19 protein-coding genes and 1 pseudogene are annotated in these 26,546 nt (G+C 71.9%); 4 read left to right on the forward strand and 16 right to left on the reverse strand.

Features of this window, described 5'->3' with window-relative positions; translation table 11 throughout:
• Positions 1 to 21 precede the first annotated feature (21 nt).
• From ACFWVP_RS04655 to ACFWVP_RS04680, 6 genes are all read right to left on the reverse strand, one after another.
• Positions 22 to 1,809: an ABC transporter ATP-binding protein gene (locus tag ACFWVP_RS04655; protein ID WP_384493542.1), complete on the reverse strand. Its 1,788-nt coding sequence runs from the start codon at positions 1,807 to 1,809 to the stop codon at positions 22 to 24.
• Positions 1,810 to 1,855: 46 nt separating this feature from the next.
• Positions 1,856 to 2,917, reverse strand: a complete 1,062-nt coding sequence (locus tag ACFWVP_RS04660) for an iron-siderophore ABC transporter substrate-binding protein (protein ID WP_384493543.1) — start codon at positions 2,915 to 2,917, stop codon at positions 1,856 to 1,858.
• 115 nt (positions 2,918 to 3,032) lie between these two features.
• The gene (locus ACFWVP_RS04665; protein ID WP_384493545.1) at positions 3,033 to 3,872 is read right to left on the reverse strand and encodes an ABC transporter ATP-binding protein; all 840 of its coding nucleotides are present in this window, start codon (positions 3,870 to 3,872) and stop codon (positions 3,033 to 3,035) included.
• Positions 3,873 to 3,912: 40 nt separating this feature from the next.
• Positions 3,913 to 4,974 (reverse strand): FecCD family ABC transporter permease, encoded by a 1,062-nt coding sequence (locus tag ACFWVP_RS04670; protein WP_384493547.1) that lies wholly within the window; start codon positions 4,972 to 4,974, stop codon positions 3,913 to 3,915.
• The gene (locus ACFWVP_RS04675) at positions 4,971 to 6,029 is read right to left on the reverse strand and encodes a FecCD family ABC transporter permease (RefSeq protein WP_384493548.1); all 1,059 of its coding nucleotides are present in this window, start codon (positions 6,027 to 6,029) and stop codon (positions 4,971 to 4,973) included. Before ACFWVP_RS04675 ends, ACFWVP_RS04670 begins: the two co-directional genes overlap by 4 nt.
• 162 nt (positions 6,030 to 6,191) lie before the next feature.
• Positions 6,192 to 7,544 carry a lysine N(6)-hydroxylase/L-ornithine N(5)-oxygenase family protein gene (locus ACFWVP_RS04680; RefSeq protein ID WP_384493550.1) on the reverse strand — a complete coding sequence of 451 codons (1,353 nt, stop codon included), beginning with the start codon at positions 7,542 to 7,544 and terminating at the stop codon, positions 6,192 to 6,194.
• Between the two features lie 245 nt (positions 7,545 to 7,789).
• Here ACFWVP_RS04680 and ACFWVP_RS04685 point away from each other — a divergent pair, with 245 nt between their 5' ends.
• The 3 genes and pseudogenes from ACFWVP_RS04685 (at position 7,790) to ACFWVP_RS04695 (ending at position 10,010) form a co-directional block, all read left to right on the forward strand.
• The gene (locus ACFWVP_RS04685; protein WP_384493551.1) at positions 7,790 to 8,737 is read left to right on the forward strand and encodes a methionyl-tRNA formyltransferase; all 948 of its coding nucleotides are present in this window, start codon (positions 7,790 to 7,792) and stop codon (positions 8,735 to 8,737) included.
• A gap of 94 nt (positions 8,738 to 8,831) precedes the next feature.
• Positions 8,832 to 9,381 (forward strand): annotated as a pseudogene (locus ACFWVP_RS04690) (GNAT family N-acetyltransferase).
• Positions 9,382 to 9,569: 188 nt separating this feature from the next.
• The gene (locus ACFWVP_RS04695; RefSeq protein ID WP_384493552.1) at positions 9,570 to 10,010 is read left to right on the forward strand and encodes a nuclear transport factor 2 family protein; all 441 of its coding nucleotides are present in this window, start codon (positions 9,570 to 9,572) and stop codon (positions 10,008 to 10,010) included.
• 72 nt (positions 10,011 to 10,082) lie between these two features.
• Here the strand turns inward: ACFWVP_RS04695 and ACFWVP_RS04700 are convergent, their stop codons facing one another.
• Positions 10,083 to 11,015, reverse strand: a complete 933-nt coding sequence (locus ACFWVP_RS04700; RefSeq protein ID WP_384493554.1) for a carbohydrate kinase — start codon at positions 11,013 to 11,015, stop codon at positions 10,083 to 10,085.
• 387 nt (positions 11,016 to 11,402) lie between these two features.
• Positions 11,403 to 12,050, reverse strand: a complete 648-nt coding sequence (locus ACFWVP_RS04705) for a TetR/AcrR family transcriptional regulator (protein WP_384493556.1) — start codon at positions 12,048 to 12,050, stop codon at positions 11,403 to 11,405.
• A 380-nt stretch (positions 12,051 to 12,430) separates the two neighbouring features.
• On the opposite strand from ACFWVP_RS04705, the gene ACFWVP_RS04710 reads away from it, so the two are divergent.
• Positions 12,431 to 13,843 carry a lipase family protein gene (locus ACFWVP_RS04710; RefSeq protein ID WP_384493558.1) on the forward strand — a complete coding sequence of 471 codons (1,413 nt, stop codon included), beginning with the start codon at positions 12,431 to 12,433 and terminating at the stop codon, positions 13,841 to 13,843.
• Positions 13,844 to 13,938: 95 nt separating this feature from the next.
• Here ACFWVP_RS04710 and ACFWVP_RS04715 read toward each other — a convergent pair whose 3' ends face one another.
• From ACFWVP_RS04715 to ACFWVP_RS04750, 8 genes are read right to left on the reverse strand one after another with little or no spacing between them, the layout of a single operon-like run.
• A complete protein-coding gene (locus tag ACFWVP_RS04715; RefSeq protein WP_384493559.1) occupies positions 13,939 to 15,489 on the reverse strand; it encodes a hypothetical protein in 1,551 nt (516 codons plus the stop codon).
• Between the two features lie 6 nt (positions 15,490 to 15,495).
• Positions 15,496 to 17,997, reverse strand: a complete 2,502-nt coding sequence (locus ACFWVP_RS04720) for a GTPase-associated protein 1-related protein (RefSeq protein ID WP_384493560.1) — start codon at positions 17,995 to 17,997, stop codon at positions 15,496 to 15,498.
• Positions 17,994 to 19,184 (reverse strand): hypothetical protein, encoded by a 1,191-nt coding sequence (locus ACFWVP_RS04725; RefSeq protein ID WP_384493561.1) that lies wholly within the window; start codon positions 19,182 to 19,184, stop codon positions 17,994 to 17,996. Before ACFWVP_RS04725 ends, ACFWVP_RS04720 begins: the two co-directional genes overlap by 4 nt.
• Positions 19,184 to 21,217: an Hsp70 family protein gene (locus ACFWVP_RS04730; RefSeq protein ID WP_384493563.1), complete on the reverse strand. Its 2,034-nt coding sequence runs from the start codon at positions 21,215 to 21,217 to the stop codon at positions 19,184 to 19,186. The genes ACFWVP_RS04725 and ACFWVP_RS04730 overlap by 1 nt, the downstream gene beginning before the upstream one ends.
• Positions 21,218 to 21,219: 2 nt before the next feature.
• Positions 21,220 to 23,358: an AAA family ATPase gene (locus ACFWVP_RS04735; RefSeq protein WP_384493565.1), complete on the reverse strand. Its 2,139-nt coding sequence runs from the start codon at positions 23,356 to 23,358 to the stop codon at positions 21,220 to 21,222.
• Positions 23,355 to 24,788 (reverse strand): hypothetical protein, encoded by a 1,434-nt coding sequence (locus tag ACFWVP_RS04740; RefSeq protein WP_384493566.1) that lies wholly within the window; start codon positions 24,786 to 24,788, stop codon positions 23,355 to 23,357. Before ACFWVP_RS04740 ends, ACFWVP_RS04735 begins: the two co-directional genes overlap by 4 nt.
• Positions 24,785 to 25,435: a 4Fe-4S single cluster domain-containing protein gene (locus ACFWVP_RS04745; protein WP_384493568.1), complete on the reverse strand. Its 651-nt coding sequence runs from the start codon at positions 25,433 to 25,435 to the stop codon at positions 24,785 to 24,787. Before ACFWVP_RS04745 ends, ACFWVP_RS04740 begins: the two co-directional genes overlap by 4 nt.
• A complete protein-coding gene (locus ACFWVP_RS04750; protein WP_384493569.1) occupies positions 25,423 to 26,535 on the reverse strand; it encodes a hypothetical protein in 1,113 nt (370 codons plus the stop codon). Before ACFWVP_RS04750 ends, ACFWVP_RS04745 begins: the two co-directional genes overlap by 13 nt.
• Positions 26,536 to 26,546 lie beyond the last annotated feature (11 nt).

The raw sequence follows: 26,546 nt of genomic DNA on the forward strand, positions 1-26,546 counted from the left end.
CCTAGCCTAACTAAGGGTCACCTAACTACCCTCTCGCCACGCCCGCCACAGTCGCGCATACCTGCCGCCGAGAGCCACCAACTCCTCGTGCGTGCCTTCCTCGACGACCCGCCCCTCGTCCAGTACGGCGATCCGGTCCGCCGCCATCGCCTGTGTCAGCCGGTGGGCGACGAACAACGTGGTGCGGCCCGCGCACGCGGCCAGCACCGCCCGCTCCAGCTCCGCGGCGCCCTCGCTCCCGGCCTCCGCGGTCGACTCGTCGAGTACCACCACCGGTGCCCGTCCCAACACCAGCCGGGCCAGGGCGATCTGGGCGACCTTGGTGACGTCCAGCCGTTCTCCGCCCTCGCCGACCCTGGTGTCCAGCCCCTCGGGCAGCCCGTCGGCCCAGGCGTCGGCGCCCACCGTGCGCAGCGCGCTCATCAGCTCGGCGTCGGTCGCGTCCGGCGCGGCCAGCCGCAGGTCGTCGGCGAGCGGACCGGAGAAGACGTGCGTCTCCTGCGTCAGGATGCTCACCAGGGCGCGCGCGCCCGCCTCGTCCAGCTCGGCGAGGTCGCTCGGCCCGATGCGCACCGATCCCGCCTGCGGGGTCCCGATGCCCGCGATCAGCGCGGCCAGGGTCGACTTGCCCGCGCCTGTCGCCCCCACCAGGGCGAGCGAACCACCCGCCGGGATCGTCAGGTCGACGTCCCTGAGTACCGGGTCCTCGGTATCGGGATAGGTGAAGGTCAGTCCTTCCACCTTCACCGGGTACGGGACGGCCTCCGCGGGCGCGACGGTGGTGTCGCCCACCAGCCGGTCCTCGGCGTCCTCCCCCAGCACCCCGACCAGCCGGGTCAGGCTCGCGCCCGACTTCTGCGCCTCGTCGAAGGTGAACATGATCGCGCCCAGCGGGGTGAACAGCCGGTGGAACATCAGCGGGGCGGCGGACACCTCGCCCAGCGTGGCGGCGTCCGCCTCCAACAGGGCGTAACCCACCAGGAGGATGAGCACCAGCCCGATGAACTCGGCGCGGTTCTCCCTGCCCACGAACCGGCCGAAGAAGCGGAACACCTCGATGCCGAGGTTCCGCACCCGCCACGACTCGTCGGTGACCTTCTCGCGGACGGCACCCTCCAGGCGGTAAGCCCGGACGGTGTCGATCCCGTTCAGACCGCTGATCAGGGCCTGCGCGCGGTCGGCCTGGGCCACCCGCTGCTTCCGGTAGAGCGGGGCGGACCGGGGCAGGTACCAGCGCAGCGCCAGCGCGTACGCCGGCAGCGCGGCGGCGCCCGCCAGCCCGAGCCGCCAGTCCAGGCCGAACATGCCGATGGTGGCGATGGCGACGAGCACGCCCGCCGAGAACACGGTGGGAACGGCCGTCCGGATGCCCCTGGACAGCACTGCGACGTCGTCACCGACCCGGGACAGCACGTCGCCCCGGCCGACCTGCTCGATCCGGGCGCTCGGCATCCCGAGCACCGCCCGGACGGCGCCTTCACGCAGCCGTGCGAGCAGGTCCGCGCCCAGCCGGCCGATCAGGTACGTCGACATCGCGGTGGCCGCCGCGCCGAACACCGCGGCGGCCACCATCAGCGCCCCGATCGTGACCAGGACCGAACGTGACTCACCCTCGACCACCCCGTCGACCACCTGGCCGAGCAGGAGTACCGGGAGTACCTGGAGCGCCGCCCCCGCCACCGTGGTGAACACGGTGGCGAAGGACAGCCAGGGCAACTCGCGGCAGTGCGCCGCGACCCATCGGGCACCCTCGCGTCCGGTCGCCGTGCGCAGGGACGCCGGTGTGACGCGTGTGTCGGCGGCACTCATGCGCGGACCGATGCGGACCAGGGGCGGAACAGGGTGATCACCACTTCTACTCGACCGACTTGACGAGCTCGTCGATCCCGTACGGCATGGACAGCAGGGTGCCCTGGGACAGGGCCGCACCGACCGCCGGGCCCTCGCTGTCCAGCAGGTACGAGACCTTGCCGGCCTTGACCGCGGACAGGTTGTTGAACAGCTCGAACTTCTTCAGCGCGTCCGTGTCCGCCTTGTCGTTGATGACGACGATGCGGTCGACGTCGATCAGGTCGACGCGCTCGGGGGACAGAGCGGTGGAGAACTCGCCGCCGGCGACCTTGTCGATCTCCGTCGCACCCTTGTAGCCGATGCCCGTCAGCAGGCGTCCGCGCACGTCGGTGGTGGTGAAGGCCGAGATGGAGTCCTTGTACCAGGACACCGCGACAGCGGTCTCCTTGCCGAACTGCGGGTTGGCCTCGCGGGCCACGTCGAGCTTGCCCTGGATCTCCTTGACCAGCGCGGTGCCCTCCGCCTCCTTGCCGAGCGCCTTGGCTATGTGGACCGCGTTGTCCTGCCACGGTGCGCTGAACAGGTCCTTCTCACCCTTGGTGCGGCCCACCGTGGGAGCGATCTTGGAGAGCTTGTCGTAGGCGGCCTGGTCGACCTCGGAGTAGACCGCGAGGATCAGGTCCGGCCGCAGGGAGGCGATCTTCTCGAAGTTGGGGCCCGCGTCGCCGTTCTTCATGACGACCTCGGGGCGGGCGTCGCCCCACTTGTCCTTCACCCAGGGCCACTGGGTGTTGATGTCGGGCGACTGACCCGCCGGATTCGGGTACTGGTCGACCATGCCCACCGGCTTGATGCCGAACGCCAGGACGGTCTGGTCGTCCGTGTAGCCGACGGTGACGACTCGCTCGGGGGTCTTCTCGATCTTCGTGGATCCGAACGCGTGCTCCACGGTGACCGGGAACGCGCCGGCGGCGGCCGGAGCCTTCTCGCTCGCCTTGTCACTCGGCTTGTCCGTGGTGTCGGAACCACATCCGGCGAGGAGGCCGACGCCGAGCGCCGCGGCGGACGCCACTGCCGCCAACCGCCGCCAGGACTTCGTGACCGTCGTCGTTCTATGGAGGAACATCCGGAATCCCTTGCTTTCGCACTGTCCACGCGCCCCCGTCTAAGGGCAGCCAAACCTTATCCTGCAGCAGTGAGGTTAGCCTAGCCTAACTGTTGCTATTTCCCTTACCCGCAGCTCAGTTGCTCCGGACGTGCGTACGGCCGATCGGAACGATCAGCGGACGGTCGCCCACCGGGTCGTCGATCACCTTGGCGCGCAGCCCGAACGCCTCGTGCAGCAGCTCGGCGGTGATCACGTCACGCGGGTGCCCCTGCGCGAGGATCGAACCCGCCTTCATCACCACGAGGTTGTCGCTGTAGCGCGTCGCCAGATTGAGGTCGTGCAGCACCATGACCACCGTGCAACCCGACTCGTGCAGGTCGTCAACCAGGTCGAGCACGTCGATCGCGTGCGCCAGGTCCAGATAGGTGGTCGGCTCGTCCAGCAGCAGCAGGTCGGTGCCCTGGGCCAGGGTCATCGATATCCATACGCGTTGGCGCTGTCCGCCGGACAGCGAGTCGACCGGGCGGTCGGCCAGTTCGGACACCCCGGTCATGGCCAGCGCGCGCTCCACGACGTCGGCGTCGTCCGAGGACCACTGCCGCAGCCAGCTCTGGTGCGGGTGTCGCCCCCTGGCGACCAGGTCGGAGACGGTCAGACCCTCCGGCGCGACCGGCGCCTGGGGCAGCAGGCCGAGCTTCTTCGCCACGTCCCGGGTTTTGAGCCTGCCGATGTCCTCGCCGTCCAGCACGACCGACCCGGCGGCGGGCTTGAGCAGCCGTGTCAGGGTGCGCAACAGGGTCGACTTGCCGCAGCCGTTGGGGCCGATGATGGTGGTGATCACCCCGGGCGGGATCGCCACGTCGAGTCCGTCGATGACGGTCCGGCTGCCGTACCCGACCGTGACGCCCTCGGCTGCCAGCCGTGCGACGTCAGCTGTCCCGGACTCGGTCTCGGTGATGGTTCGAGCGGACACGTGCCCCCCTCTGTTCGGATTGCGGAGACCTTCGCATGATCTATCTGAGGTTCGCGCGCACCAGCAGGTACACGAGGAAGGGGCCGCCGATCGCGGCGGTGACCACACCGACGGGGAGGGTCACCGGCAGCGCCGTACGCGCGACCAGGTCCGAACCGAGCAGCAGCAGCGCCCCGACCAGGCCGGAGACCACCATCGGCGGCGTCGGGCACCTCGCCAGACGCATCGCCACCTGCGGCGCCACCAGTGCGACGAACGGGACCGGGCCGGCCGCGCTCACCGCCACCGCGGCCAGCAGGACCGCGCACAGCAGCAGGATCGCGCGCACCGTCGTGTAGCGGACGCCCAGGCCGGCGGCGACCTCGTCGCCGAGGTGCAGCGGCCTGAACTGGAAGGCGGCGCCCGCCAGGACGGCCATCAGGACGAGCGTGCACCAGATCGCGATCCCGACCTCGTCCCACGAACGGTTGTCCAGCGAGCCGACCAGCCAGGTCTGGGCCCGGGCCACGTCCCTGATGTCGGCCGTGACCAGCAGCCAGGTGGTGATCGCCTGCATCACGGCGCTGACCGAGATGCCGATGAGGATGAGCCGGAAGCCGTCGATGCCGCGCCGCCACGCCATGAAGTACACCAGCAGCCCCGTGCCGAGGCCGCCCGCGAGGGCCGCGGCGGACATGCCCACGGCGCTGACGACCGCCGCGGCGGCGCCACCCGACACCGTCACCAGGAACACCGCGACCGCGCCGGCGCCCGTGGTGATCCCCAGGACGTCGGGACTGGCCAGCGGGTTGCGCGCGACGGACTGGGTGACCGCCCCGGACACTCCCAGTGCGATGCCCACGACGAGCCCGGCCATGGCGCGCGGCATCCGCAGATCCATGATGATGAACTCGTCGAACTGTTCGCCCCGGCCGAGGACCGTGGCGACGACCCGGGACAGTCCGATGGGGAAGTCACCGATGCTGACGGACAGGCAGAACAGCAGGAAGGTCCCCGCCGTCAGCAGCACCGTGAGGGACACGAGCCAGGGCCGCCACACGAAGGACACCTGGCCGAGGCGCACACCGGGCGCCACCGATCGCTTCACATCCGTCTTGTTCATGCGTTCCTGAACTTCCCTCGCCACACCAGGACCGCGAAGAACGGGGCGCCGAGGAGTGACACGACGACCCCCGCGTCCAACTCGCCCGGCCGCACCACCAGTCGGCCCACGATGTCACAGACCAGCAGGACGACGGCCCCGAGCAGACCCGCGTAGGGCACCAGCCAGCGGTAGTCCGGCCCGGTCAGGTACCGCGCCACGTGGGCCACCATGAGTCCGAGGAACGCGATGGGGCCGCAGGCGGCCGTCGCGGCGCCCGCCAGCAGTGTGACGGCGACGATGCCGACGGTCCGGCTCATCGCGATGTTCACACCGAGGCCCCGGGCCACGTCGTCACCCAGGTTGAGCAGGTTGAGGGTGGGCAGCGTGATCAGCGCCAGCAGCAGCCCGACCGCGATGAACACGGTCACCGGCCAGATGATGCCGAATCCGACACCGTCCACGGAGCCCGCGTTCCAGAACCGCAGCGCGTTGAGCGACTCGCGGTCCGTCAGCGAGACGGCCGTGGTCATCGCCGCGAGGAACACGGTGACCCCCTGCCCGGCCAGTGCGAGCGTCAGCGGGTTGCCGGCTCCGCGGCCGATGCTCGCCAGTCCGAAGACCACGACACCGGCGGCCGCCGCCCCCAGGAAGGCGAACCAGACGTACTGGAACGGATCGGTGAACCCGAACACCGCGATCACCGACACCACGGCGAACGAGGCACCGGAGTTCACCCCGAGCAGGCCCGTGTCCGCGATCGGGTTGCGGGTGTATCCCTGGATCAGTGCCCCACCGACGCCCAACGCGATACCGGCGACGATCGCGAGCACCGTCCTCGGCACCCGTACGGTCTGCACGATGAGCCTGATCTCGGTGAGCCGCTGATCGGATTCCGGCGCGGCGGACAGTCCGTGCCACACCTCGGTGGGACTCAGCGCGCGCGCACCGACGGCCAACGACACCGCCCCTGCCGCCACCAGGACCACCACCAGTGCGATCAGACCCACAACCCGCCTCCGGCGGGCTTCTGTTGCCCCCTTCTGCGCGGGGCGCTCAACTGCAGTCGTGCTCATGTCGACGTACGTTATCCCTTTGATCCACGGGGGACGCACGGCCGGCCGGGCACCTCGCACCCGCATCGGCCCCGGTCCCCCCGGCGGGGCGTTCGCGGCGCCGGTCCGGAGCTCCGCCCGGCATACGCGACGGTGGCGGGCCGGAGAGGGACTCGCGGCGGACTAGCGGGCCGCGCTGCCGGTCTCCTCGACGCGCCGGGCCTCGTCGGAGGCGGACTTGACGCCCCGGTCGAGCAGCGAGTCCAGGATCTCACCGACCCGGATCGCGGTGTTGGACAGCAGGGACGACGTGATGCCGTGCGTGTGCTCCGTGCCGCCCTGCAGGTAGATGCCGCAGTGCAGGTCGGAGTCGGTCACTATGCGGTAGTCGCGCTCGACGCGCACCCGGCCCGCGTCGTCGCGGAGGCAGCGGTCCGCGACCTCGCCGAGGAGGCCGAGGGGGTCGACGGGGCTGTAGCCGGTGGCGAACACCACGATGTCGGAGTCCAGATCGGTCTCCTCGCCCGTGACGAGGGACTTCACGGTGGACCGGACCTTCTCCGGCGTCTCCTCCACCCCGGCGAGCCGGGACACGTTGAGGAAGCGCAGCCGCTCGGTGCCGAGGACCTTCTCCTGGTACGCCTGGCGGTACAGGTCGTCGATGAGGTCGATGTCCACGACGGCGTAGTTGGTGTTGCCGTGGTAGTCCATCAGCTTGCGCTTGATCTCGTCCGGTGCCGTGAAGTACTGGTCGACCGCCTCGGGGTCGAAGATCCGGTTGGCGAAGCTGCTGTCGTCCGCGGGGCTGTAGCCGTAGCGCGAGAAGACCGCGCAGATCTCGGCCTCGGGGAAGACGCGGTGCAGGTAGGCGACGTTCTCGGCGGCGCTCTGCCCGGCGCCCACGACGACGAACCTGGTGGGCGAGGTGCCCTCCAGCCCGGCGACCTTCGCCAGCAGGTCGGAGTTGTGCCAGACGCGGTCGCCGCGCTCGACGCCCTCCGGCATGAGAGGGCGCAGTCCGGTGCCGATGACGAGGTTGCGGGCACGGTGGACCTCGAGACCCTCACCCGACCGGACCGTCACGTCCATGTACTCCACGACACCGTCACGCACGGACGGTGTGACCCCGACGACCTCGTTGCCGTAGGAGACCATGTCGTCGACCTGGGCCGCGGCCCACTCGAAGTAGTCGTGGAACTCGACCCGCAGCGGGAAGAGGTTCTTGTGGTTGATGAAGTCGACCAGCCGCCCCTTGCTCTTCAGGTAGCAGAGGAAGCTGAACTCACTGGTCGGGTTCCGGAGCGTCACCAGGTCCTTGAGGAAGGACACCTGCATGGTGGCGTCGTCGATCAGCATGCCGCGGTGCCAGCCGAACTGCGGCTGCTGCTCGAAGAAGTGAGCGGTGACGGCCTCCTGCGTGCCGACACGTGCGTTGTGCTCGCTGATCGCGATCGCCATGGCCACATTGGACGGCCCGAAGCCGATGCCAATGAGGTCGTGTACCAGTGGTGCGTCGCCAGGAAGAACCTGTGACATGTCACTCCCATCGTGCGGGGAAGCCGCCTGTCAGGCGTGGGGGAAGGTGCGATAGACGGGCACGCCGACAGAGCGGCCCACTGCAATTTAGGTGAGCCTAAGCTAATCTTCCGAAGCTGTCGATAGGACGGGCCGGACGAGCGGGCTACCGACGGGGGTCAACTGGGTCACTTCGACCGGCCGTTGCATCCTTAGGTAAGCCTTGCTTTACTGTCTCGGGTCATTTCCTACGCTGAGGAGAACCCATGCGGGTCGTCATGTTCGGCTACCAGACCTGGGGCCATCGCACCCTGCAAGCCCTCCTGGACTCCGAGCACGACGTGGTCCTGGTGGTGACCCACCCCAGGAGCGAACACGCCTACGAGAAGATCTGGTCGGACTCCGTGGCCGACCTCGCCACCGAACACGGTATCCCCGTCCTCATCCGCAACCGCCCCGACGACGACGAACTCCTCCAGCACCTCAAGGACGCCGACCCCGACATCATCGTCGCCAACAACTGGCGCACCTGGATCCCCCCACACATCTTCAACCTCCCCCGCCACGGCACCCTCAACATCCACGACTCACTCCTGCCGAAATACGCCGGATTCTCCCCCCTCATCTGGGCCCTCATCAACAACGAACCCGAAGTCGGCGTCACCGCCCACCTCATGGACGACGAACTCGACGCCGGCGACATCGTCCTCCAGCAAGCCATCCCCGTCTCCCCCACCGACACCGCCACCGACCTCTTCCACCGAACAGTCGACCTCATCACCCCCGTCACCACCGGCGCACTCGCCCTCATCGCCGCCGGACACACCCAATTCACCCGACAGGACCGCACCCAGGCCACGTTCTTCCACAAACGCTCCGCGGAAGACATCCGCATCAACTGGGACTGGCCCGCCCACGACCTCGAACGCCTCATCCGCGCCCAGTCCCACCCCTACCCCGCCGCCTACACCTTCCACAAAGGCAACCGCCTCGAAATCCTCGCCGCCACCGTCTCCCAGAACCGCTACGGCGGCACCCCCGGCCGCATCTTCTACCGCGAGAACGACGGCATCGTCATCGTCACCGGACACGACGCCCGCACCGGCAACAACCACGGCCTCGCCCTCACACGAGTCCGCACCCACACCGGCCAAGAACTCCCCGCCACCGAGTACTTCACCACCATGGGCGGATACCTCACCCGCCGACCCTGACGCGGCGGCCGGACGGACGGGTGGCGCCGCGGAGCGCACCGCGATGTCGGTCACCTCGCGGTCCGGGTGAAAGGCGTGCGGTAGGTTGCCCGCCATGACCGGACCGGGAACCGTCACCTGGCCACCTGCCCCGATACGGACCGACCGGCTCGTGCTCCGCGCGTCCGAGGCCCGGGACCGTGCGGCGTTCGTCGAGCTGTTCGCCTCCCCGGAGGTGGGCACCCACCTCGGTGGCCCTCGGCCGCGTGACGAGCTCGAACGCACGGTGCCCGGGGCCCCCGGGCGGCGCCCGGCCTCTTCGTGATCGATCTCCGCGGAGCGATGATCGGCACGGTCTCGCTCGACCGGCGTGACGCCGGGCGCCCGGGGCACCTGCCTCCCGATTGCGGGGAGGCCGTCGAGCTCGGGTACATGTTCCTGCCGGAGGCACGGGCCGCGGGTACGCGGCCGAGGCGTGCGGAGCGGCACTCAACTGGTTCGCCGAGGCGTTCCCCGGCGAACCGGTGGTGCTCTGCACCCAGCTCGCCGACGCCCGTTCGACGCGCCTCGCGGCGAAGCTAGGATTCGCCGAGGCCGAGCGGTTCGAAAAGTTCGGCACCACGCAGTGGTTCGGGGTGCGGCCCCCGGCCACGCCGTCCGGTTGAGCATCACCGGCGGTCCCGCGACCAGTACCACCCACCCTCCACTGCGACGACGCTGCGGCGGCGGAGGGCAGCGTCTCCCGAGGGCGCATTACCCCGCGGGTAATCGACCGATCTCCCGTCCCCCGGCAGGATCGGGCACATCCACGGGAATCCCCGCCGGATCCGTCCCCCGCCACCGGGAGAGCGCCATGTCCCCCACCCTCACCACCACCGCCCCGGATTCCGTCGCCGAGGCCACCCGGGCCGTCGTACGGGAATTCCTCGCCGCCCGCCTGGCCGGGGACACCCGGCGGCTCGTCGCGCTGTTCGCGGAGGAGGTCGACTGGCTGCTCGCCGAGAACCCCGCCGTCCCCTGGATCCGCCCGCGGTACACCGCGGCCGACTGCGCGGCCCAGTTCACGGAGCTGATGGAGCACTGCGTGCCCGAGGACGCGCGCGCCAGTGTGGACACCTTCCTCGTGGACGGCACCGACGCCGTCCTGCTGGGGCGTCTGGCGGGGACCGTACGCGCGACGGGGAAGTCCTTCGAGGGCCCGTTCGCGCTGCACCTCACCGCCGAGGACGGCCGGATCACCCGGCACCACCTCTACGAGAACAGCCTGTCGATCGCCGCTGCCTGCACCCCGTGACGACGCACGCGAGGACGCGCGTGCCCGGTGTCACCGCCCCGTCACGGCGGGCGGGGGGTGACACCGTCCGGATCAGAACCGGGCGAGCGCGGCCCGGAGCTCCGGTCCGTCCGGCGGGTCGGCGCCGGCCCGGGCGACGGTCACGGCGGCGGAGGCCGCGGCGTGGCGCAGGACATCGGTGACGATGGCCCGGTCCAGGACGCGCAGGCGCTCGCGGCCGTCCGGGCCGAGCAGTCCGTGCGAGGCGAGGGCGTGCAGGGTGCCCGACATGAACGCGTCGCCCGCCCCGACCGTGTCCACGACGTCCGTGCGCGGTGCGCCGATCGCCACCGGCCCGCCGGGGAGGAGGGCCAGGGCACCGTCGCCCCCGCGGGTGACGAGGACGACGGCCGGGCCGGTGGCGAGCCATCTCCCGGCGACGTCCTCGGGAGCCTCCCCCGGATACAGCCACTCCAGGTCCTCGTCGCTGGCCTTGACGACATCGCTGAGCGCGACGAGGCGCTCGACCCCGCGTACGGCGGTGGCGTGCTCGCCCATCAGTTCCGGGCGCACGTTGGGGTCGTAGCTGACGGTCGCCGTTTCCCGCAGCGCTTCGACGCCCGCCAGGACGGACGCGGCGCCCGGCTCCATCACCGCCGCGACGGAGCCGGTGTGGACGTGGTGCGGCGGTCGTGGAGGGGTGACGGGGGCCAGGGTCCAGGTGATCTCGAAGGTGTACGTGGCCTGGCCGCCGTCGTCCAGGGTGACGGCGGCGGACGGGGTGGGGGCGGTGGCGCCGTCGGTGCGGACCTCCACCCCGGCGGCCGTCAGACGGTCCCTGATCAGCCGCCCGTTGTCGTCCGGGCCGAGCTGGGTGAGCAGGGTGGTGTTCCGCCCGAGCCTGGCCAGACCGTAGGCGACGTTGGCCGGGCTGCCGCCCGGGTGGACCTGATCGGCCGCGTCCGGCAGCCGGACGATGTCGGCGACGCATTCGCCGATGATCAGCAGGTCGAGTCTGTCGGTCATGGGGGTGGGGTCTCCTGGGGTGCGGTGACGAAGGTGTCCTGGTGGGCGGTGCGGCCTCCGAACACGTCCAGCCCGGTCCTGCCGCGTGGAAACGGGTGTCCGACGCCGGGTCCGCAGCGGCCCGCACCGCTCGGCGCACGTCAGTATGATGCTGCACGGGGCCCGAACAGCTGACCAGCCGTCACGAGTCCCGGCGCCCCTCCGGCTCGTGCGGCGGGTGCGGCACGCCGCTTCGGCCGCGGCGGGGCAGTCGTCCGATCCGGTCGACTGCGGCGTCGCACCGTACGCCACCGGGGGCACCGCTCCCGTCCGGGCGCGGGCCACCGATCCCGCCGACCGCACCCCCGGAAGGGGGAGCGCGCATGCTCCGTCCCGCCCCCGCGGGCGTCAGTAGGGCAAGCCCTCCGACGCCGCTCGCAGGGCGGCGAGGATGCGGGTGACGATCTCGCTGTCCGCTGCCCCGGGGTCGTCCGCGAACCGCCGGGCGAAGTCCTCCGTGGCCGCGCGCAGGGCTCCGTTGATGGTCGCCGCGTGCACCTTCACCCTCAGGTCGTCGGCGTCGCCGCCGGACCGCCGGGCGAGAAGCGCCGCGAGGACGGGCAGGGCGTCGTCGTGGGCCTGGGGCCAGACGGCGCGTAGCGCCGGGTCGGTGGAGGTCTTGCGGATCAGGTCGAGGATGGCGGGGTCCGCGGGAGGCGGTCCGCCGCCCCGGCAGGATTCCGTGGAGAAGTCCAGCAGGCCCGTCTCCGGTGGCCGGTGGCGCAGTTGGTCCATGGCGAAGTCGAGCCCCGCCGCGAGCAGCGGCAGGACGCAGCTCTCCTTGGTCGGGAAGTGGCGCCACGACGTGCGGGCGGAGACGCCCACGGCCTGGGCGCTCTGCTCACCCGTCGTGGCGGTGACGCCCTGCGCGGCGAAGAGACGGACGGCTTCGCGGGCGATGTCGAAGCGGAGAGCCTCTTTGCGCCGCCGGGCGAGTGACGGCCCGTCGTCCGCTCGCGTCGTGCGTCCCCGTTCCGCGGATGGCGCTTCGCGCACCCTCGCCCCACCGCCCTCTGTCTCCGGTGCTCGCAGCATGGCGAGCGAGCCGGAAATGACACATGCAGATGTCTTGTCACTGAGTGACACCCAGACTTACTCTTCCGTAAGTACCGGCGAGTAACCCCATGGCTTCCGCCGCTATTTGGCATGCACCTGACGACACGATCGGTCCGGTGCCGCCAGCTTCCGAGCACGCCCATCCAGTTCGGATGGCCACCCCGACCGGACGGCGTCCCCGCCCTCGTCAAGGAGCCGCTCGTGCCCGCTCCGTACAGCTTCGCGGACAGGGCCGGCGCGGTGTCCGCCGAAGGGGCACCGGACACCGTCATCACGCACGAATCGACTCGACCAGCTGATCGACGAACGAGGAGCACACCATGAGCCGCAGGAGTATCCGTCCCGCCTCCGCCGTCGCGGAACGGTCCGCCGCACCTCCGGCCGCGCGGGCCGGCCGCCGCGAGGCACCGACCGGGCTGCGTCTGCTGGCCGGTGTCGTCGCCGGCGCCGTCTGCGTGGGCCTGTCCGCCGTACCGGCCTCCGCGGCCGGTACGGAGCCGGTCGTCTCCCGTGGGGTCACCATTCCCACGTTCTACAACCCGCCGTCCGAACTACCTCCCACCAACGGCGCGTTGATCCGGACCGAGCCCCTGCCGCTCGGTCTGAGCATCCCCGGTCTGAACGGCCGTCCGATGCCGGGCACCGCGACCCGCCTGATGTACAGGTCCACCGACTCGGCCGGACAGCCCGTCGCCGTCACCGGTGCCTACATCGAGCCCTCCACCGCGTGGAAGAGCACGGGGCCGCGCCCGCTGGTGGCGCTGGCTTCCGGCACCATGGGCCAGGGCGACCAGTGCGCGCCCTCGTTCGCGCTGCAGCACCCGCTCACCCTCAACGGCGACACGGTGTCGGTGGGCTACGAGGCCCTGGCGATCTACCGCATCCTGGCCACCGGAGCGGCGGTCGTCGTCACCGACTACGTCGGCCTCGGAGCCACCGACCGGCTGCACACCTACGTCAACCGACTCGACCAGGGACACGCCCTGCTGGACGCGGCCCGCGCCGCCCGCGCCGTGCCCGGCGCATCGGTCACCGCCGCTTCCCGTACAGGGCTCTACGGCTACAGCCAGGGCGGCGGCGCCAGCGCCTCCGCCGCCGAACTCCAGCCCTCCTACGCACCCGACGTCCCCCTCTCCGGAACCTACTCCGGCGCACCGCCGGCGGACCTGACCTCCGTCATGAAGGGAATAGACGGCAGCGCGCTCGCCGGTGCGCTGGCCTGGTCGATCAGTGGCTTCGCCCAGGCCGACCCCGACCTGCGGGCGGTCGTGGAGGCGAACATCAGCGCCTCGGGAAAGGCCGCGCTGAAGGACGCGTCGACCATGTGCGTCGGTGACGCGCTGTTCGGCTACGGCTTCGCCAAGAGCGACAAGTGGACCACCAGCGGTAGGTCCATCGGCGAGATCATCGCCGCCGAGCCCCGCGCGAAGGCCGCCCTGGACAAGCAGCGCATCGGCACGCTCAAGCCCGCCGGCCCGGTGCGCCTGGCCACCGGCGTCCAGGACGACATCGTCCCCCACGCGCAGGCCCGTCAGTTGGCCGTCGACTGGTGCGACAGGGGCGCGAACGTGACCTACGACGCGATCAAGCTGCCGAACCTCGGCGACAAGATCCTCACCAACCATCTCGTGCCCCTCGTCACCGACCAGGGCGACGCCATCTCCTGGCTGACGGACCGCCTCGCCGGCAAGCCGGCCACCTCCAACTGCTGGACGATGCCCTTCCAGCTCTGACCGGCCACCCGCTCCGACGCGTTCCACCACGGTCACCGGGGTGCCGCCCCGGTGGACGTGGTCCTCGGCCGTGGGTCCCGCGCGCCGTGTCGGGGTCAGCTCCGCAGGCACCAGTCGACGAACCGCGTGATGCTGCCGTCCACCTGGGCGTCCTCGTCAGCCACCGCGGCCGTGCAGAAGAAGCGGACCTCCTGGAATTCCAGTTCCATCGCCTGTACGAAGCTGGACAGGCCGAGCCCCTCACGGAGCCAGGTACGGGCGTCGTCGCTGTCGTCGAGGCGACCGGGCACCAGGCCGTACTCGGCGAGCAGATCCGTCTTGCTGATGGCGACCGCCAGGCGCGAGCGCTTCAGCGGGGCGCCCATCGCGGCCACCGCGTGGACCGACCGGCCGAAGACCTCCTCCGGGTCGACGGTGGAGGCGAGGGTGCGGTCCGGCACGGCGCCCGGCGAAGGTTCCAGAGTGGTCCAGAAGTCCTTGACGGCCATCGGGTCGAGGACGAACACGAAGGTGTGCGCTGCCTGGGCGTAGCGCAGCGCGTCGGTCTCGTCGCGGTCGACGAATCGCTCGCCGGCCGTGTCGAAGAGGTGGACCAGCCGCTCGGAACGGCCGCTTCCGAGGACGAAGGAGTGCGCCCTGGGCAGTGCCTTCTGGGTGGCGCGGGTGTGGCCCCGCATCCGCAGGACCTCCCGGAGCACCTGGTAGTTGGCCTCGGAGTCCGCGTCGGCGAGGGTGATCGACGGCCCGCCGCGCGCCGCCGCGTTCTCCATCGACAGCAGCATGGCCGCCATCAGCTGCGTCTTGCCCGCCGCCTGCCCGCCGATCAGCGGGAGCACCACCTCCGGCATGTGCCCGGCGTCCGCGTTCATCGGTTTCCCGCAGGGCGGATACACGCAGTACGCCTGGAGCCGTGCGTCCCTGCTCATCAGCATGAGCAGCGTCGGCATGCGCTCCCCGCACTCGCAGCGGCGCCGGAAGATTCCGTACGTCCCCGGCCGGATGTCCGCGTGCCGTCGTCGGCAGACCGGGCGGGGGCAGTCGTACGCCGGGTAGGGGACGCGTTCGAAGCAGTGCGGGCACAGCATCCCGGTGCGCAGCCGTTTCATCCACAGGACGGTCCGGTCGAGGGCCCGCAGGGTGCCCGCGACGAACCGGGCTCCGCCCATCAGCAGCACCACGACGAGCGCGTGCAGGAGCAGGAGCAGACCGATCAGGGGTACGGCCAGTGCGGCGCCCATGCCGAGGCCCGCGTACAGCGTCAGGCCGTACGGCACGGTGATGGCCCGGCTCCGTACCGGGGCGGCGAACTGCCGTGAGGTCACCGTGCGGAAGGAGTCACCGACCGCTCGCACGTACGACCGCCGCTCCAGCGTGAGGAGTTGGCGCAGGTCCCGGAACGCCGGGCCGAAGAAGTAGTTGCGGTAGGCCTTCACCTCCTCGTCCTGCGGAAGGTAGGGCGGCAGCGTCCGGAATTCGGGCGTGCGCCGGTGCAGGACGCCGATCAGGAGCCGCCCGTGTCCGGCGAGCAGTTGCATCACCAGTGCGAGACCCCGCAGGGCCGCGATGAACGGGGCGATGCCCAGGTACACCCAGAGCGCGCCGAGGTAGAGGATGGGTATGAGGACGTAGGCGATGATCTCGGCCACGGGGTGTCACTCCCCCTTCTTCTGCGGGTTCTTCGGCTGCTGGGGGGTCTTGGGCTTCCGGGGGGTCTTGGGTGTCCCGTCGTCATGGGCGGACGGGGAACGGGTCCCGAGGAACGGGAGCTTTCGGGCCAGCTTCCGCGCACCGCTCGTCCGGGCCTCGACCTGGGCGTCGTACTCCTCGGCGAGCGCGGCGTCATGGGGGCGTAGCCTGCTCGCCAGCCGCTTCACGTCGGCGAGTCGCCAGTGGTGGGCGGAGTGGCGCCGGACCGCGATGACGGCCTCCCGGTGGGCCTGCGAGAGTCCGAGTGTGGACATCGCGGCGACGGCTGCCACGTGATCGATCAGCGCGTCGTCGAACCTCTCACCTCCCGTCACCACGTTGCGCACCGCCGCCAGGTAGTGGTCCAGGGTGGAGTGGCCCGCCTTCACCACCAGGTCGGGGAGCCGGCCGATGTCGGCGGGCAGGCCCAGCACCGCGGGCACCAGGCGGTACCGTTTGAGTGCCCGCGGCGCGGCGTGCAGGCCGGCGCCGGGGACCACGAACGCCTTGACCAGTGCCGTGGCCTCGCGGGCTTCGCGGAGCGCGGTGTCCAGGTCGATCGTGGTCAGGACGCGTTCCTGGGTGAGCGACGGCAGCCAGGCGAAGCGGCCTCGGTGGGACAGCACGCGGCACAGGTGCAGACAGGCCGAGAGCTGGGCATCGTCTCTGATCGGCTGGTTCAGCGCGCGGTCGAACCACTGGCCGACCGCCCCGTTCACGGGGGCGTCGGCGGACAGCCCCTCGGCGATCAGGGTGGCCTCCTTGTGGGTCCAGGTCCGCGAGGGGTGCCGCCACAGGGCACGCAGCAGGTCCTCGTCGGGCGAGGAGTGCTCGCGGACCTTGAGGATCTTGAACATGATGGCGACGGTGCTCAGGGGATCCCGTTCGGCCCTGGCCCGCAGGTGGTGCTCCAGGAGTGTGGGGCGGCCGTCCAGGTCCCGCTCGTCGAGGAGTTCTGCGGGGAACTGCGAGAAGAGCTGTTCCTGTCCGCCGGGTCGCTCCAGCGCCTCCTCCACCGCGACGGCCAGGGCTTCCCTCATCTCGGGCAGTACGCGGACGAGTTCGGCCACCTCCTGACGGAATCCGGGTGCGGTTGACGCGCCGAGCAGGGTGCGGGTCAGGGTCAGCGTCTCGCGCGCGAAGGTCTCCGGTGCCGTCGGGAGCCCCGTCCCGAGCGCCCAGAGCAGGAGCCGCGCCCGATGGCGGTTCGTCCGGACCTCGGTCTCCAGCAGCCGTTCCCACAGGGCGGCGGCCCGTTCGCGCACGGCACGGTCGGAGATCGGTACGGGTTCGACGGCGTCCTCGGCACCGGTCATGTAGGAGCGCATGCGCGCCCCGTGCAGTTTTCCCTCGATCTCCTGGTGGACCTCGAAGTCGCCACCGGCCTTCGCGGCGGCGCTGAGCGCTGCCAGCGGGCCGTCGTCCAGGTCCCGGTGCTTGCGGTGGATGTCCGCGGCGACGGCCGCCCGGCGCGGTCCCAGGTGGTCGGCGTCGGCCAGCCAGTCGATCACCTGGCGTACGTCGGCCGTGGTGAGCGCGATGTCTCCCGAGGCCGCCGCCGCGGCGACGGGGGCGTACCAGTCGTCCGGAGTCTCCTCGCCGCCTCGGACGTAGTCCGCCGTCCACGACCAGACGGGCCGGACGGAGCCGACCCCGATCCGGGTGAGGAGGAGCACCAGGCCCGGGACGGTGACTTCGGGGAAGACGCCCCGGGAGAAGTCGAAGACGGAGTAGGCGGCCTCGTCGTCCGGCCCGAAGTCGAGCTGCGCCTCGGGCACCGTGCCGATCAGGTGCAGTCTGCTGCGGGCCGGACGGAAGACGTAGGTGGCGAAGGAGAGGCGCCGGGCGAGCGGAGGCGGCAGCAGGTAGGACACGGCGGCGAACCAGCGCGCGATCCGCTCCGTCGAGTGGTCGATCACCACCACCGAGCCGTGTTCGATGAGCGCGGCGAACACGGCGGTCAGCAGCTTGGGCAGCTGGTCCGCGTGGGCGTGGCCGCGCAGGAAGTCGCGCACCGTCCGCGCGTCGAGCGGTCCGCGCGGAGGTCGCGCGAGCGCGGGGATCTCCGTGCTCGGGGACACCGTGCGGGCCCACACCGGGGAGTTCCACAGCTCGATCCCGAGCATCCCGCCCGCGTCCGCCCGGAAGTCCTCGCTGTGCAGGGCGTGGGCGAAGTAGTTGCCGAAGCGGCGGGCCGAGTCCCGGCCCACGTACCGCACGCACAGCGTGGTGGCGCTGCGTCCCTCCCGGTCGTCGGGCTGGTGGCAGAGGTTGACCGGGCAGCGCTCCAGCAGTTCCGGGGTGTCCGACTCCGCCATCGAGCGCGGCGGCTCGTATCCGGCCAGCGCCTCGGCGGCCTGCCGGGTCTCGGCGCTGACACCCGCGCTGACGGCGTTGAACTGGAATCCGGAGAACCCGCTGAGCCCGTGCTCGCACGAGGTGTAGTACATCTGCTGGAAGTGCGTCATCCGCGGCCGGCCTTCGGCACCGAGCCGAACTCGCTGAGCAGCCACAGCAGCGGGTCGGCGACCCGGTAGGGCTGGATGCCGGTGGGGGCGACCCGGGCGTCGGACGTGGGGTTGCGGCCGAGGGAGGAGACGCCGAAGTACCGGTAGCGGGAGTAGTGGTTGTCCAGCAGGTGGTCGATCGGCACGCCGTCCCAGTCCTTGAGGAGCCGGCGCACCTCCTCGTGGACGCTGAGGCTGTCACTCACGTCGAAGCGGCCGCGCGCGGGCGCGTAGTCACGCAGCGGGCTGCTGGGCTCCAGCAGGTGCCAGAAGGCGTCCATCTTCGAGAAGACGACGGCGATCGGCGTGTCGATCTTCTGCGCGGACCGGCCGCTGCGGGGTGCGAGCAGCAGGTTGGTGACCCGCGAGAGGACGTTGATGGGGGAATCCAGTCCCTCGGCTCCTGGCAGCGGGGTGCCCGGCAGTGCCCCGTCCCGGGCGCCGGGCATCTGCAGCGGGTCGAGCAGCAGCACGATGCCGTCCGCTCCGGTCAGGTAGCGCGTGTTGAGCTCCACGCTCTCGCGGGAGCTGAAGTCCTCACCGGCGGTGTCGAAGAACGACAGGACGGAGTGCTGCGGGCGGTCCCCGAGCAGGGTGCGTCGGCGCAGACCGAAGCGGAAGACCAGTGGGTCGACCCGGTTGAGGCTGGTGGAGGCGGTCTGGGTGCCGGGGAACATCTGGTTGTCGCGGTAGAGACGGTCCTCGTAGTCGGAGCTGTAGCGCCGCATCGTGGCGTCGTCCAGACCCGTCAGGGCGGCCCCGAACGCCTCGCCCACCCGGTTGCGCATCTCGTGCAGCAGCACCGTCATGTAGACGGTCTTTCCGGTCGCCTTCGCGCCGACCATGGCGATCAGGCGGTTGTCCACCATGCCGAACTGGACGGGCAGCCCGGAGTGGCACACCGGGCAGATCCGGTACGTGGTCGAGCCGTCGCAGTCCGGGCAGACAGCCGTGGGTTTGCGGCCGTCCGCGGCGAAGTCCGGGCCGAGGTCGTGGCTGCGTCGGGGGCCCATCCGCTGGTCGAGCACCTCGTCGCGGCGATTCTGGCACTGCTTGCCGGTCCTGCTCAGGCGGCTGTTGCAGCGGAACCGGATCTCGCGCGGCGCGAAGTTCTCGTAGCAGTAGGGGCAGGTGAGGCGTCTGGTCATCAGGTCACTCGCAGTCTGTGCAGCGCCGTCGGGCGGATGTCGATGCCGGAGTCGGTGCCCGCGTTCGCGTCCGCGGGGAAGCAGACCAGCCACGACGGGCCCCGGGTGGCGGGCAGCGGGAATTCCACGGTCAGGGGGGTGCCGGCGGAGAGGCGCTGCGCGGGCACCTCGTGCAGCACCCTGCCCTCGGCCGTGCTGGTGGGGCGGAACCGGCCGAGACTGTGCACCAGGTGGAGACCGGGCAGGTCACAGGCGGTAAGGGAAGTGAAGGTGACGGATGCCGTCCGGCCCCTGAGGCGCCTGCGTACGGTCGGCTCGTACTCGACCACGGGCGGCTCGGTGGGAACGAGGAGGGACGACGCCCCCTCGCAGTCCCGGCCGAGGTCCGCGACCAGGGCCTCCACGGTGACGGTGACCGCTCCTCGGCCGACGGCCAGGTCGAACCCGCCGTCGTGTTCGTACACCCGGCGGCGGCACACGACGTCCCCGTCGCCGGGCCCCTGCCCCGCGGAGCCGCCTTCCCGCCGCCAGCGGACCCGCGCGGTGAGCGCGCCGTCGGGCCAGGCCCACAGGACCAGGAGGTGGTCCCCGCGCCGGATCGCCTGGAGCTCTTCGACGGGTACGGCGAAGCGTGCCTGCGGATCCGCCGAGGGCTGTGACGTGCCTGGGACGGCGGTGTCGTCCGGGGCGGGGGCGCCGGCTTGTTCCGGCGGCTCGGGGGCGGGTTCTCCGGAGGTGGGTTCGGGGGCGGGTTCTTCGGAGGTGGGTTCGTAGGCCCGTCCGGATGCCCGGCCGGGGGCGGGTTCGGGGGCCGGTTCGGCCTCGGGGGCCGAGGGGGGTGGCGGCTCCGGTGTCCGTCGGGGGCCGGGGACCGTGGTGGGCCCGCCGCCGGTGCGCGACGCCTGCGTGTGCGGGGCGGATCCGCCCGGGCCCGCTGCCGCGTCCTGGTGCCGGGCGTCGCTCGCGGTCGGAGCGCCCTCCGGCCGCGTTTCGGGGTCGGGGTCCTCCGGCGCGGGCTCTGTACGGGGGTCCGGGTCCGTGACGGAGTCGGGGGGAAGGGGGTCCGCCAGGACGTCACGGGGGTGTCCGCCCGCCGCGCCGCCGTATCCGGCATCCACTCCGCCGTATCCGGCGTCGGCGCGGGCCTGTCGCGGAGCCGGGCCGCTGATGACGCGCAGGACTCCGAAGTCACGCAGCTCCAGCAGGCCGCGGATGACGGCGAGTTCGGGGAGCCGGCAGCGCACCGTCAGGCCCTGTGCGGCCGGCAGTCCCTCGATCTCGGCCCGGCGGCCCGGCATGGCGCACAGACCACCGGCCAGCAGCACCGCTCCCACCGCCGGTTCGGCGGTGGACAGTTGCTCCGTCACGGCGGCGAGCGCACGCTCCCGAAGTGGCGCCACCGCACGCTCGAAGGTGGCCCGGTCCAGGGTGAGGGCGTGCCGGTCTCCCTCGGCATCGCTCACGGACTCGGTGACGGAGTCCGATGCGCCGAGCGACAGCCGGAGGAGTCCGGCAGCCCGGCGCGGGTCCACCCCGTCCGGCACCCGGCCCGCGAGTTCGGCGGCGATCGCGGCGTCCCAGTCGTCGCCGCCGATCGGCAGGCTGTGTGTCCGCACCACGCGCACGGTGAGGTCGGGGGCGATGGCCAGGACGCTCAGGTCCAGCGTCGTCGCCCCTTGGTCACAGACCAGGACCGTGTGGTCCACGCCCTCGGCGACCGCCCCGTAGTGCAGGGCGACGGCCACCGGGGCCGGTACGGCACGCTCGACGTCGAGACCTGCGCTCTCCGCCGCGCGCCGCAGCTCGTCCTCCCGCCCACCGGACGCGGGCACGCCCAGGACGACCGTCCGGTCCGGCTCGGCCGCCGCGGCCGCCGAGCCGTCCGGTGTCGGCCCGAACAGCTGGGGCAGCGCCCGGCCGGGGTCGAGGACACCGTCCGTTCCCTCCAGCTCGGTCGCGGTCACGTCCGGCCGGCCGTCGGGGCCGATCCGTCCGATGCGCCCGAAACGGTGTCCGAGGTCGATGGCGATCATGGTCACCCGCTCCCTTCCGCGACGGACGGGCCCGTGCCGTCGGCCGTGACCCGCACCGTGCCCTCAGGCCCCACGCCGACCAGGAGCCGGGTGCCCGGGGCCGGCCGGTGCTCCAGCAGATGGCGGACGACAGCCGTCCGCACCTGCTCCAGTTCGTTGCGGATCTGCCGCCCGCCGTACGCCTGGTGCTCGGGGTCCGACATCCGCTCGCTGATCCACGGGTGCAGGGTGTCCGCGTCGGGAACCAGCTCCACCCGGTGGCGTTCGCGGACCGACTCGCCGAGCTGCGCCAGCAGCCGGTCGGCGATCCTGACGACGTGCTCGCGTCGCAGCATGTCGAAGACCACCACACCGGGCTTGAGCCGTCCGTAGATCTCGGGCCTGCCGATCTGCCGGAACTTCTCCTCCACCGCCCGGGTGAAGTGCGCCTCCAGCTCGGCGTACGAGAGCTCGTCGCGTTCCTCCAGCAGGCTCTGGAGTGCGTCCGCCCCCGTGTTGGAGGTGAAGATGATCAGGCACTGGGAGAAGTACGCGGTCTGGCCCCGCCCGTCGGTGAGCCGTCCGTCCTCCAGGACCTGGAGGAACTTGTCCAGCACCTTGGGGTTCGCCTTCTCGATCTCGTCGAAGAGCAGCACGCTGAAGGGCCGTTCCTGCACCCTGCGGGTCAGCTCCCCGCCCTGTTCGTAGCCGATGAAGCCCGGGGGCGCGCCGGCCAGACGCTCGGCCGCGTGCTCCTGCTGGTACTCGCTCATGTCGAAGCGGGCGTAGGCGCCCTGGTCGCCGAACATCATCTCGGCGACCGCTTTGGCGAGTTCGGTCTTTCCGACGCCCGTGGGGCCCACGAAGAAGAAGGCTCCCCGGGGGCGCGCGGTCCCTGAGTTGCCGAAGTCGACGCCGACGAAGGCGGACTGGAGGGCCGACGCGACGGCGTCCACGGCCCTGGACTGGCCGACGACCCGGTTCCCGAGGACGTCGGAGGCGCGTGCGACGGTCTCACGGTCCAGCTGGGTCCACGGGTCGACGCTCACGTTGAGCCGGTGCATCTCCAGCAGCTTGTCCGGCTTCTGCAAGGGGGTGTTGCGCAGCCACGAAGTCCTGGCCAGGGATTCGATGTCCCAGCCCGCCATGCCGTCGGTCGCTCCCACGAGGCCTTCGAGGTCTGCGCGTGAGGCGTGCTGTGCCCCGTTGAAGTGCCGCTGCAGCCAGGCCAGCCACAGCCGTCGCTCGCTCGGGTCGGGCGGGCCGATGTGCAGGGTGGCGATCCTCGGGTCCTCCAGGTGGAACCAGCCCGGCAGCCGCCCGACGTCGCCCACCGCGCACAGCACGGTGTTGCGGGCGTGCGGACCGCCGCCCGTCGCGGAGCGCGGGGTCACGGCGTCCGTCATCGCGGCGCGCAGCCGCAGGTAGCCCAGGTGTGACTCGGGCCGGCCGGGCGGGAGGTGGTGGTCGACGTCCTCGAAGACGAACGCGGTGGCCGCGTCGGGCGAGGAGACGAGACGCTGCACGACGGCGACGACGTCCTCGAACGAGCGGGGCCGTCCCGACGGACGCGGGGTGAGCAGGCGCTCCCGGCCTCGTTGCCGCTCGTCGCCGCGCCGGGTACGGGCCGCGCCGGCCCCGCCGTCGTGCGGCTGGTCCGCGGGTTCCTGTTTCTCCCCGGGCCGGTCCGCCGCCGTGTCTGCCTGGGATCCGTCCGGCACACCCCGTCGCTCCCAGGGCCGTCCCTCCGCGTCGTCCGCCGTCGTCGTGCCGGCCGTCCCGCCGCGGTTTCCCCCGCTCGGCCGCGCGTCCCGCAGGCGGTCGAAGAGCTCGGCGTGGCCCGGGATCGGGAAGGTGAGCCCGTCCACCGGGTCCCACCAGCCGACGACGTCCGCCCCGCGCAGTTCCAGCATTCCGGCGACCACCGCCCGGAAGGAGGCGGGCCGGTCCTCGAACCACCAGCGGTCCCTGATCTGTCCGTTCAGGATCACCTGGCGTCCGCGGCGCAGTTCCCAGCCGAGGGACACGGCCCACAGCGGCATCATGGCGTCCGCGGCGGCAGGTTGTCCCTCCCCCGCCGGCCGGCTCCGGCCGTCCGCACGCCCGGGGCGCTCCGCGCCACCGACGCCGTTCGCCTGCTTGGACCAGTCGACCGTGCTCATCGGGTCCACTTCCACTCCGCGCCCGGCAGCGGCTCGGCGCGCCGCGACGGCGGTTTGCCCTGCCAGGTGAGCTCGTCGGGCACGAAGCCGTCCCGCTCGACGATCGCCTCGTGCACCCGTTCCAGGAGTTCTTCCGTGGTGTCGCAGACCGCGGCGCCCGGCTCGGGACGCAGCGTCACGTCCGGCTCGCCGTCGACGTGATAGACGAGGACGGGCGTTCCTCCGTCGTCCGTGCCGATCGTGGTCTCGTACGTCGCTCCGCCCGGGCGTTCGAAGCTGAGCACCAGGCGCTCGCCCTCCTCCTCGCCGCTGACGAACGCGAAGCCCTCGCCGATCATGGCGTCCTGCAGCGCCTGCGCGAGATCCATCCGTCGGGTGAGGGCCAACTGCAGCTCGTCCAGTCTGACTTCGGCGCCGGGCAGCAGCTCCTCCAGTGCGGCGACCGCGGCGAGCGCGTCGTCGGCCGCGTGCGCCGCGAGCGGATGGGTGACGGCGCTCAGTGCCGTCTCCAGCCGCTCGGCGAGTCCGGGGTCGGCGAGCTCGCGGGCCTCGTCCGCCGCCGCCCGCGCGGAGGTCCGCACGACGCCCAGCCGGTCCGCCGCCTCGGCGAGCGCCGCCGCGAGCCGTTCGTGCTCCGCCTCCTGGGCCGTGGCCAGGGCGGCCTCCTGCTCGGCGGCCTGTTCCTCCGCCTGCCGCCGTGCCTCGTCCGCCTGTTGTGCCTGTCGCCGCTCGTCGGCCGCCCGTTGCGCGGCGGTCGCCGCGAGCCGGGTGAGGGCGTGTTCCACGGTGCCGAGCAGGGCCTGGAAGCGGGTCTCCGCGCCGGGGGCCGCCGCGGCACGCAGTTCGCCGAGCAGGTCGACGCAGCGCTTGTGCCCGTCCGGGTCGTGCTGTCCGGCGTCCGGACCGATCCCGGCGAGCCTCGCCTCCAGTGCGGCCAGGACGGTGCCGTGGTCGGCGCCGCGCCCGGGGGCTTCGCCGCCGCTCAGCAGGACGACCCGGCCGCGCAGCTCCTCGATCGCGCCGTCGATCTGTTCCGCGCGGTCGATCCTGCCCTGGAGCAGATTCAGCTGCTGCTCGATCCGGGCCGTCTCCGGGCCGGATCCGCCGGCCCGGGCCAGCAGCTCCCGCACTTCGGCGAGGCGGCGCGTCTCGGCACCGGCCTGCTCCTGGCGTATCCGGGAGGCGTGGGCCTGCTGTTCGGCCGTCCGCCGGTTCACCAGCTCGGCCTTCCTGCGCTCGGCCTCCGCCAGGGCCTTCTCCCTGCGTGCCGCCGTCTCCCCGGCCCGCCGGGCGGCGCGCTCGGCCCGTTCCTTGGCGCGCTGGGCGTCCCGCCGTTGGCGTGCCGCCGCCTGGGCCCTTCGCCGTTCCGCCTCGCGCCGTGCGTAGGCGGGGGAGACCCTGACCGTGGCGTACTTCGGTGATCCGCTCATGATTCCCTCCGTGCTTCGATGTGCAGCACGAAGCCCCGCGCCGCGAGTTGTCGCTCGAGCCCCTCCCGGAAGCCGGGAGCGGGCGGCACCCCCGCCCAGGAGAGTGATCCGTCGGCCTCCACGGAGAGTTCGACGCCGGCGCTGATGTCCGGCTCGGTCGCTGTGGAGGCGTAACGGTCGGTGAGGGCGACGATGCGCTGGTTGGACGAACCCCGCCAACGCAGCCCGCCGTGCAGTGACGCCACGTACGGGCCGTCGACGAGCAGATCGAGGCGTCGCAGCAGCGCGAGGCGCTCCGGACCGCCCCTGCGCAGTGCCTCGTGCCGGAACCCGGAGTACGCCATCGCGCTGAAGTCGGGGCGGCGGGTACGGACGGTGTCGAGCAGTTCGGCCAGGCCCGCCGCCTGGCTGAAGGGCTCTCCGCCCGACAGGGTGACACCCTCCACGTCGGGCAGCCCGCAGAGCCAGTCGGCGAGTTCGTCCACGGTGTGGGTGGTGCCGCCCTCGAACGGCAGCGTCTCCGCGGCCACGCAGCCCCGGCAGCGCAGCGGGCAGCCCTGCACCCAGATCACCGCTCGGCGCCCCGGGCCCAGGACGGTGCAACGGTCCAGTCTCCTGGCCACCGAGAGCAGGGTCACCTCTGCCATGCGGCTTTCTCCTCCACGGAGTTCTCACTCACATCCCTCACGCCCTTCACGTCCTTCGTCCCGTCGCGCCCGTGGGGTGCGGGCCGGGCCGGATAGCTGTCGGCGGCACGTTCGGCCAGGTCGCACCAGGGGCACCACGGCCGTTCCACCGTGTGCGTGTGCAGGGGGTTCGTCCCGCAGGTCCTCAGCCGACCGGGAGCCGACTCCGCCGCCAGGGCCCCGGCCCAGACCGCCGCGGTGGGCCTCGCCCCACCGAAGGCGGCCCGGAGGAGGTCCCCGATCCGTCGGGGCAGCAGGTCGGCGGGCGGCGCCGACCTGGACAGGACCACCGAGGTCCGGTCGAGCAGGCGGCACCGCCCGTGCAGGATGTTGTCGTCGTGACTGAGGTAGTCGGCGCCGTCCGCGGGATGTCCGGCGAAGGGGTGGAGTCCGCACATCAGCAGCTGGTGGACCAGCACGGCGAGCACGAAGTCGTCCGAGGCCGCGTCCGGAGCGGTGCCGGCGGGTGCGCCGATCCGTTCGGGGGCCGTGTAGCCCGGGGAGCCCATCCGTCCGGGGAACGTCTCGCCGCCGTCCGTGAACTGCCAGGAGTCCACGTCCGCGATGCCGACCCCGCCGTCCGCGTCGACCCAGAGGTTGTCCGGCTTGAGGTCACCCACCACGTAGCCCTCGGTGTGCAGGTCGGCGAGGAGGCGGGCCAGTGAGAGCGCCGCGGCGAGTCCGGTGGCCCAGGTCGCCCGGGGCAGGAGCACACGGCGGGCGTCCGGCGTCAGCAGGTGCACGAACGGCTGGTGGGCGTGGCGCATGTCGGTCATCACGTAGCCGTCGATCCCGTCGGCGCCCCGGCTCCCCGCCCGTACCCCGATCATCGGCCAGGCGACCCTCGCCGGGGTCGCGGAGAGCAGCCGGACGGTGCGCGGCTCGCGGCGCTGGCGGACCAGGCGGGCGATGCGGCGGCGGTAGGCCTGTGGGTCGGGCGGCTCGGGGACGAGTTTGGCGACCAGCGGGCGCGCCTCGTCGACGGCGTACACGACGCCTTCGGAGCCGCTGCCGATCCGCTCGGTGAGGGACCATGCGCGTCCGTTCTCCGACATCACCATGAGGGCCACCG

Origin of the sequence: Streptomyces sp. NPDC058637, from assembly GCF_042717325.1 — a bacterium.
GTDB lineage: Bacteria > Actinomycetota > Actinomycetes > Streptomycetales > Streptomycetaceae > Streptomyces.